We start from the raw sequence: 7,046 nt of genomic DNA, 5'->3' as shown, positions 1-7,046 counted from the left end.
TTTACTATCAACGAATGACCATAACTCATCCATCTGAACATTCAAGCGCTTTTTTTCTTTGGGAGTCACTTCCACTTGCTTCTTAACAGCAGCCGCTTGGCTATTAACGTATCGCTGCACTGTATCTTCTGACACTTGAAGTACCCGAGCAATTCCTGCCTGAGAAATACGTTCAAGTAGCATCCGTGACATTAATTCTTTTTGTTCTTCTGTAATAGGCTGACCTGCTGGATTTAAAACAAATTGACGACCACATTCTCGGCATTTATAATGAAAGTTTATGATGCCGAGTTTGACCATTTCGACTAACTTCTTCTGAACCACAATTAGGGCAACAATGAATTTTTAATGTCAGATCATGCAATGGCAAACACTTATTTCTAATTATAACTTACTCTGATCCTTTCCTTCAGGGCACTACCGTGAAGGCGGGTTTGATGATAGAGTATCTTGGCGAACACTCAGATGAATATTGGAATGCTTTTCCAAACCTCATCGCCCAGGAAAAATTTAAAATACCAATGACTTACAGTATAACTGCTAGGAAGTTATAGCGATGGTTGTACTTGAATTAAATGCTGGTAAATCTGTATAACAATTCGGTTGCAGCGGCGAGCGAAACTTTTTTGTCTATCGTTCAAGTTAGTTGGTTGCCGCTGAACCGAACCGTTAGATAAAATTAAGATCGATCTTCTTTGGCTGGAGTGTCACTGTAACCGTGTAAACGTCTCTAGCTGACGATCTCCGATCGCCAGCAAAGATCTCAAATGGGTTCTATAGTATTCGAGGTATTTCTAAGACAACATAGTTGGCAATTTCACTGTGACGATCGATCCAATTTCCTCCCCCGACTCAATCCTAAACTCCCCATCGTGAGCTTCCACAATCCGTTTGACGATCGCCAAACCCAATCCCGTGCCACTGGCTTTGGTTGTAAAAAAAGGCTGTGTCAATCGTGGCAAAATATCGGCAGGAATTGGCGTACCATTATGAATTTGCAGACAAACGCGGTGATGTTCGGTTCGATCGAGCTTAGTGGTAATAACATCGCCGATATCTATTGCTTCGCAGGCATTAACGATCAAATTAATGATTACTTGCTTGAATTTATCTCGATCGACCAACACATAAATCGGTTCGATCGGGATAAATTCAAGCTGTTTTCCCAAAGCCGCAGGGATAGTTTGTAAGGTACTTAACGTTTCTAAGATGAAGCTATTTAGTTCCAGTCGAGATCGATCGAGTGTCTGGGGTTTGGAATAGAGTAAAATCTGGCTCAATAAGCGTTGCAGTCGATCGGCTTCGTCTAATGAGAGAGCTAGATACTCTTGAAATCGCTCGGAGAGTTGGAGTTTTTTAAAGGCATTTAAGCCCATCAAAATCGTAGTGAGAGGATTTCGTACCTCATGGACGATCGTGGCGGCTAGTTCGCCAATTTCGGCTAGTCTAGCTAACGCTTTTTCGGCTTGTTTAAGTAGAGTAATATCAGCCGCTACCGCTAATAAGCATGGTTCGTCCTCCAAGTAGATCGCCTCGGCAGAAAACAACGTCGGGAAAATCTCCCCCGATTTACGGCGAAACGAGATCTCTAGATTGCTGACGGTACCTTGTTGCTGCAACTGTTGGGCGATCGCGATTCGATCGGCTGGATTTGCCCACACCCCCAGTTCCAGGGTACTGCGTCCGAGCATTTCCTCGCGGTGATATCCCAGCATCCGCAAGCAACTATCATTGATTTCGATGTAGCAACCATCGTTGAGGGTGCTAATGGCGATCGCATCTGGAGAGGAGCGAAACGCTGTCGAGAACTTGGTTTCCGAAACTCGCAGGGCATCTTCTACTTGCAGACGTTCCATCTCCGCTGCCGCCCGTGCTGCAAAAATCTCTAGAATTGCCTGCGTGCGCTCGTTAGATTCCATCTCCTTGTCATCTAGTACCGCCAAATGTCCCAACAGATCGCCCATCGAAGTCAATAATGGAATGCCAGCATAACTCTGTGCTTCCATTGCCTCCAATTCATCCTTTTCTTCAGGAAATAAGCTCTGGATCTGGGCGGGGAAACACTGATAGCTATTACTACCAATAATCCGCTCGCAGGGCGTACCGTGCAGATCGTACTCGAACTCGTTGCCAAATTCATTTCCCTGCCAAAAGGCAAAACTCCGCACGCGAGTAGGTGGCGCATCCATACACTCGCTGATAAAGGCATAGCGGACATCGAGAGCTTGGGCGAGGGAACGGACAAGCGATCGAAAGAAGTCTACACCAGTTGCGGAAACGGTACCTTCAACGATCGATCTGAGGATTTGCTCGGATTTTTGGCGTTCTAAGATTTCGGATTGAAGTCTGTCGTTCGTTTGTGTCAATTCGATCGTGCGTTGCTGTACGCGCAATTCTAGTTGGTTATAGAGTTGGGCATTATCGAGAGAAATTGCTGCTTGAGTAGACAGAAACTGGATAACTTCTAATCGTTGGGGGGTAAAAATATCTGTCGTTAAATTATTTTCTAGATATAAAATACCCGCACGTTTACCCTGGTAAATCAGTGGGGTACAAAGGATTGATTTCGGCTGACGAGCGCGAATATAGGCATCTCGATCGAATCTAGAGTCTGTTACGGCTCGATTGAGGACGATGCTTTCCTGAGTGCTTGCAACATAATTGACTATCGCCAGCGAAACTAAATTTTTACCAGCTTCACTATCGAGGGAAATCGCTGGTAAAATCGATACGTTTTGGGGTTCGACAATTGCGGCAATTTCTAGTTCGCCATTACTTTGCAAGAGCAAACAGCCGCGCTGTGCGCCAGAGTTTTCGATCGCGATTGTCATCAATTTTGCTAACAATTTATCTAGCACAATTTCGCCAGCAAGTGCTTGAGATGCTTTCATTAGTGCTGCTAGATCGAGTGCTGCCGATCCGGTAGTGTTACTGGTAGAAGCAAGGTGATTCTTAGTAATAGTTGAGGTTTTGTCGAGTTCGGTAACTTTTTCTGCTATACTGCTAGTTCGATCGATTCGATCCACACACGCTTGCAAATCCACCAAAATAGCATCGGTAGTTTGATAGCGATCTACGGCATTTTTTGCCATCAACTTCATCACTAAATCGGACAGTGGCAGGGGAATTGCTGGATCGATTTGATGGAGTGGGAGTGGCTCTCTGGCAAGATGACAGTGGACGAGTTCTAACGCATCCGTCGTTTCAAATGGCAGTCGATAGCTTAATAATTCATAAAATGTCACACCTAATGAATAGAAGTCAGTTCGATAATCGATCGATCGATTCATTCGCCCTGTCTGCTCTGGGGAAATATACGCAAGAGTGCCTTCGAGCAAATTGGGCTCGCGAACTAGGGGATTTTCTGGCGATAGTATGGTAGCGAGTCCAAAATCAACTATCTTCACCTGTCCCGTGGTGGGATTGAAGACGATATTAGATGGATTAATATCCTTGTGGATGATGTTGTGCTGATGAATTTCTCCTAAGATTGATGTTAGCCTAATTGCTAAATTCAGAAATCCTACTAGGTTAAATGTTCGCTCGACCAGCCACATTGGAAGAGATTTTCCACCGAAATCTTCGAGGACGATGACAGAATTTTCTGGATAAGTTTCTAGAGCGTAAGCTGTAACTACACCTTGAATATTTAAGCTTCGCAAAATATCGTATTCCAACTGGAATCGATCGATCTCTTGGGGTGACTGAGATTCTCGATTCGATATTTTGAGGATGACAGGCACGAGATCCGTACAGCGTCGCGCTCGGTACAGCACCGATCTAGAGCTTTCGTAGAATTTCTCAATCGCTTGGTAGCCAGGAAAGTCAATCATGGTGCTTGCTAAATTCCTTTGAATCCCATTTTGGATTCGATCGATTGTTCGAGATCGACAGCACCGACTCGTTGCCGACAATTGGCTTGCCGTTTAATGCCTACCTGACTCAAAAATACACCCATTGACACTCCCCGTCCTATAAGGACGGGGATTCTTTCGTCACCGGGAGCGCAACCGCTTTACCCTCGGAAAGCATCTTGACCGTATGTCCTACGGCTGCAAGTCCTCTAATTAAGACTACTTGTGCTGCTGCGACATCTCTATCTGTTTGATATCCGCAATGTCCGCATGAATGAACTCGCTCGGACAGTTCTTTCTTGTCGGTTTCTGTGAGGCAATTCGGGCAAATCTGGCTGGTTTTTCTAGCATCTACCTTGAGAAAAAATACCCCGCGCTTCAAGCAGCATTGTTCAAGAATCTGGAAGAACTGCCCCCATCCCGCATCTAAACAATGTTTGCCGAGAATACCGCGAGCCAATCCTACCAAGTTTAAATTCTCAACAAACATTGAACCTGCACTGTCGCACAACTCATGAGCTAACTTCCAATAATAATCCTTGCGGATACTCGCAATTTTTTCATGCAGATTACTCACTTTTACTTGCGCTTTTTTTCGGTTTTTTGACCCTTTTACTTTTCTTGATACTCGCTATTGCAGCAATTTAAGCTTGCGTTGGAGCGTCTTAAAAGGTCGTGGATTTGGGTAGGTTTTCCCGCTAGAAGTTGCTAGAAAGTGAAGAATTCCGACATCAATTCCAAGGAATGAACCGTGGGGCATTGCCTGCGGTACACTGACATCCCATTGCAAGGTTAGCATTACAAACCAGCCAGAAGCTCGTCTGACGATTCTAGCTTGTTTGACTGTTGCACCGCTTGGAATGGGGCGAGATTGACGAAATTTAACACTGCCTATAACAGGCAATTTTACCGTTGAGTTTTCAATCGCCCCAACACCCATCTGCGGGAACACGAAGGAACGCATAGCCCCGACTTTTTTATAGCGGGGAAATCCGTGTCCTTGTTCCCACATACTGACAAACGCTTTTTCTAAGAGACGTAAAGTTTGTTGCAGCACCTGCGATTGAACTTGCTTTAGTTGGTGGCTGCTTTTTCGATACGCAGTTAGCGCTTTACATTGGCTTGAATAGGTCGGTCTGGGTGTATCCGCTGGAATAATGTATTCCGAGTGAAGGGAACAAGCGTCAATCCGACAACTGCGAGATTTGTACCAGTCTTTACGCTCTCTCAAAGCATAGTTGTAGACACGGCGACATTGCTCCAACCAATCCTCAAAGATGGGAACTTGTGACGTTGTTGGTTTTAGCTTAAACTCATACGCCAGATTAAACAGTTGCATCACCTCCTTGCTGCATTATACATTCCTTTTACAATCCGTCAAGACACTTTGTAAAGCCGTCCTCAAAGGACGGGGCTTTAAACCCATTTTTCTGGTAAACAGAGTTTCTCATGAGAAAATGATAAGTAATTGGTAGGATAATTTCTTGAATTTCTCAGCTAATGTTTAGATCAAAATCATTTATGGCTAGGATGTCAGCGCAATAATGATAAAATAAGAATAGTGACACTCAATTTCGGTTGAAAATACTGCACCACAAGGTTTTCCAATGCAACCGATCGATAGATTTAGAGCGAAGCTCCAGAAAATCAAGCAGCAACATTTCGATCCGGCATCGTTGCAATTTCGGCTCACCGTAGAAATCTCGCTGCTGTCAATTCTGGGCTTGAGCAGCGTCGCGGTGTGGACGAGCTGGAAAATGCAGCAGCTTTTGATTACCACACATACTCAGCAAGTGGAGTATATTGCTACTCGGTTTCCCCGCGATGTCGAACTCTATAGCGAGATGTTGCCAGTTGCCACGGGGCTGCAAAAAACGATCGATAATGTCTCGGTGCCCGGATTGGCAATTTGGGTCAAAAGTACCGATGGTAAGCAGCTTCTGGCGCAATCGAGTCAAGTGAGCGATGAAGTGATGTCGATCGCCGATATGCCGCTCAAACCCCAGGTGTACCCAGTGGGCGATCGCTATCTAATTTTGTATCGGGGGGCAGTCACAGCGCGGAACAATCCCCTGGGCAAGGTCTATATGGCACAGGATGTCACATCAGAACAAAACCAACTCATTGCCGCCATCCAGGGGCTAGCTGCCGTCTGCTGTTTGGCAACCATCGCCACCATCTTTGCGATCGCCTTGCGCATTCGCCAATCGCTTCAACCGTTGCAAGAAATAAGCCAGATTGCTGGGGCGATTTCGGCAGCAGATTTGAACAAAGCCCAGTTGCAACTCACTCAGGCTCCGAGTGAAGTCAAGGAATTGGCTCAAACTTTTAATATGATGCTGGCACGGCTGGCGGATGCTTTGGAAAATCAGCGTCAGTTCGTCGGCAATGTCTCCCATGAGTTACGCACACCGTTAACGGTGGTAGTGGGTTATTTGCAAAGCGTCCTCCGCCGCAGTACCAATTTAAACGATTACCAGCAAGAAGCCCTCTCTACAGCGGCATCAGAAGCCGAGCGCACGGTGCAACTGCTTCAGGATTTGTTGAACTTAGCGCGAGCCGATAGTGGATATGCACACTACCATCTCGAACGTTTGTCACTCAATGATGTGGTAGCAGAAATCGCCCATATGACGGAGAAATATAGCGATCGAGCGATCCGTGTCGAGGCGACAGCCAGTATCGAAGCAATTGCCGATCGAGACAGGCTTCAACAGGTATTAATCAATTTAATCGATAATGCGGTGAAGTATTCAGCAGCAGAGCAACCGATTATCTTGAGTATCGATCGTTTTGACGGACAGGCAATGATTCGGGTACGCGATCGGGGGGTGGGGATTCCGCTTCAGGATCAAAGTCGGATTTTTGAACGTTTTTATCGGGTAGATGAAGCGCGGACTCGCTTGCCACAGGCTGGGATTCAAGTAGCTAGTGACGGACATGGATTGGGTTTGGCGATCGTCAAAACGTTGGTAGAAGGGATGGGTGGGAGTATCTCGGTGCGATCGAAGTTGGGTAAAGGTAGTGAGTTTACGATCGTTTTACCGACGTAAGTTTCGATTGCAAATATGTCGGTGTTTAGGCTCAGATAATGGGTTAGGAACTGTAACTTAATTTATGGACAAAGCTACCCATCCTTGACTATTTGGGTAGCTTTTTGAGCAAATTGTGGCCGCACGAGACTATTTGCCC

General features: G+C 45.7%; 2 protein-coding genes and 2 pseudogenes. 1 reads left to right on the top strand and 3 read right to left on the bottom strand.

Annotated features, from left to right (window positions below):
• From JGK11_RS31915 to JGK11_RS31905, 3 genes and pseudogenes are all read right to left on the bottom strand, one after another.
• Nucleotides 1-300 (bottom strand): annotated as a pseudogene (locus JGK11_RS31915) (IS1 family transposase); the annotation flags it as partial.
• A gap of 494 nt (nt 301-794) precedes the next feature.
• Nucleotides 795-3,833, bottom strand: a complete 3,039-nt coding sequence (locus tag JGK11_RS31910; RefSeq protein WP_293214379.1) for a GAF domain-containing protein — start codon at nt 3,831-3,833, stop codon at nt 795-797.
• A 139-nt stretch (nt 3,834-3,972) separates the two neighbouring features.
• A pseudogene (locus JGK11_RS31905) lies at nt 3,973-5,193 on the bottom strand (transposase).
• Nucleotides 5,194-5,461: 268 nt separating this feature from the next.
• On the opposite strand from JGK11_RS31905, the gene JGK11_RS31900 reads away from it, so the two are divergent.
• Nucleotides 5,462-6,907, top strand: a complete 1,446-nt coding sequence (locus JGK11_RS31900) for an ATP-binding protein (RefSeq protein WP_293208915.1) — start codon at nt 5,462-5,464, stop codon at nt 6,905-6,907.
• The last annotated feature ends 139 nt before the right edge of the window (nt 6,908-7,046 follow it).

This window comes from Microcoleus sp. PH2017_34_RAT_O_A, from assembly GCF_020737885.1.
Lineage (GTDB): Bacteria > Cyanobacteriota > Cyanobacteriia > Cyanobacteriales > Microcoleaceae > Microcoleus.
The sequence above is the reverse complement of the archived record's forward strand: the minus strand, read 5'-3'. Positions and strand labels throughout refer to the sequence as shown.